Raw genomic sequence first — 2,318 nt, 5'->3', positions numbered from 1 at the left:
AAGTCCGCCTCGGGAATCATTGAGCCGCACGGCGCCCTCGCGCCGGGCGGCTTTTTCGTTTCCGGCCGATCCCCCACGAAGAGTCCGGCATTGCTGCTGCAATCGCTCAAAACGCGCGCAAGGGCTTAACCCTCCGCTCAGCCTGACGGTCGGCTTTCCCAATCACGGTCTGCATCTTTGCGACGCCACCGCGTTATCGCCGAGCAGCGCGCGCCGCTCTCACCGCCGCTGCAGCGCAATTGCGGGGAACGCCATGGAAGAGCGACGTCAGGCCAGCCGTTATGCGGCTTCGCAGAGCGGTCGCATCATCTTCGGTGACGGCCATACGATCCCGTGCACCCTGCGCAACCTCTCGACCGATGGCGCCTGCCTGCAGGTCGAGGCATTGGCTGCCTCGCCCCCTGTCGCGATCCCGGAGACATTCGACCTCGTCCTCGACGGCGACGAGCCCGACTTGCGCTGCAGCCTTGTCTGGCAAAGTGGCGATCGCATCGGCGTGCGGATCGAGACGCTGAGCCATGACGCCGTGCGCCGCCCGCGTGCGGCCTCCGCGCTCCCGCCGCACCGCCCCTCCCCTGACCCGCAGGACTTGCCATCGGCACCTGGCGCCGGCGCGCTGATCCGGCTGATGGCGGCACTCGACGAGGTCAGTGTCGGAATCGTGCTGCTGGACCACGACTTGCGCGCCGAGTTCATCAATCGCGCCTTCCGCCGCATGTGGCTTCTGCCCGACAGCGCAGCCGACAGCAGGCCGAGCTTCCTCGCGTTGATGCATCACGGCCGCGACACCGGGGCCTATGAAGTCACCGACACCGATATGGAGGACTACATCGCCGGCCGCGTGGCGCAGATCCGGTCCGGGACTTCGGTTCCGCGCGATCTGCGATTGCGGTCGGGCGAAGTTGTCCGTTCCCAATGCATCGTGCTGCCGTCCGGCGGACGCATGCTGACCTACACCTATGTCACCGACATCGTGCGCTATGTCGACAAGCTCGAGGTTCTGCACAGCGCGCTCGATCAGGTCGAACAGGGCGTCGTGCTGCTCGACCCGCAGTTCCATGCGCAATTCATGAATCGCGCGGCACGACAATTGTGGGAGGTCGCGGACGAGGTCCTCGCGCGCAAGCCGTCGTTCACCGAACTCCTGAACGATTCCCACCGGAGCGGTGCCTATGGCATTCCGGCCGACACGCTCGGCGAATTCATCGCGCAGCGGATCGCGGGCGTGCAAGCGGGCGACAAGAATCCGATCGACCTGCCCGCCAAAGGCGAGCGTACCATCCGCTCGCAATGCGCGGTGCTGCCGGGCGGCGGCCGCATGATCACCTATACCGACGTCACCGACCTCGTCCGCCAGTCGCAGGATCTGGAGCGGCTCGCCACGACAGATTCGATGACGGGTCTCTGCAACAGGCGTCATTTCCAGTCTCTCGCTGACACCGAATGGAGCCGCTTCCAGCGCTATCACCGGCCGCTGTCGCTGCTCGCCATCGACATCGATCATTTCAAGTCGATCAACGACAGCAACGGCCACGATGTCGGCGATCTGGCGATCGTGCATGTCGCGGGTTTGCTTGCGAACACAGTGCGCCGCACCGATGTCCTCGCGCGGCTGGGCGGCGACGAATTCATGATCCTGTTGCCGGAGAGCGATCTTGCGAACGCAATGGTGCTCGGCGAGCGCCTCTGCGCGCTTGCGAGGGCCAGTCCGCTGGTCACCGACTTTGCAACGCTGCCGATCTCGCTCAGCATCGGCGCGGCGCAGGCCTCTTTAAGTCAGTCCGGCATTGCAGCCTTGATCAAACGCGCCGACGAAGGCCTGTATCTGGCGAAGGCCCGCGGGCGAAACCAGGTCGCCGCGGTGGCGCCGGTTCCGGTCAAAAGCGATGTCGCCGCGGAATAGTCAGGCGACCACCGCCGGCAGCGCGATAAAGCCGCGAAACCGCGCGCGCGGCGAACGGACCGGCGGTCCGGCAAGCCGGTAATTCGGGAAGCGCGCAAGGAAGCGTTCCAGTGCGATGCGGCCTTCAAGGCGCGCCACATTCATGCCGGCACACACATGCACGCCGCTGGCGAAGGCAAGATGCCGGTTTGGCGTGCGGCCGACATCGAACCGGTCGGGATCGGGAAAATATTTCGGGTCGCGATTGGCGGCGGCGATGGCGATGGTGATGAGATCGCCCTCCTTCATTGGCACGCCGCCCAGCACGGTGTCTGCGAGGACACGGCGGTTGCCGAGCTGGTTTGAGCTTTCGAACCGCAGCACCTCCTCCACGGCCGTCTTCATCAGCGACGGATCCGCCATCAGCCGCGCTTTC

Annotated in this window: 2 protein-coding genes; one reads left to right on the top strand and one right to left on the bottom strand. The window is 65.5% G+C overall.

Annotated features, from left to right (window positions below):
- Positions 1-253: 253 nt before the first annotated feature.
- Positions 254-1,903 carry a diguanylate cyclase gene (locus VN004_RS16325; RefSeq protein ID WP_325612175.1) on the top strand — a complete coding sequence of 550 codons (1,650 nt, stop codon included), beginning with the start codon at positions 254-256 and terminating at the stop codon, positions 1,901-1,903.
- Here VN004_RS16325 and VN004_RS16320 read toward each other — a convergent pair.
- Positions 1,904-2,318, bottom strand: a 415-nt coding sequence (locus tag VN004_RS16320) for a cytochrome P450 (protein WP_325612173.1), incomplete at its 5' end; no start/stop codon positions are given.

It is taken from the genome of Pseudorhodoplanes sp. (genome assembly GCF_035565855.1).
Classification (GTDB): domain Bacteria; phylum Pseudomonadota; class Alphaproteobacteria; order Rhizobiales; family Xanthobacteraceae; genus Pseudorhodoplanes.
The sequence above is the reverse complement of the archived record's forward strand: the minus strand, read 5'-3'. Positions and strand labels throughout refer to the sequence as shown.

Bases quoted from the DNA above. Each gene is read 5' to 3' on its own strand.
- VN004_RS16325 (WP_325612175.1), top strand. From the start codon at position 254: ATGGAAGAGCGACGTCAGGCCAGCCGTTATGCGGCTTCGCAGAGCGGT.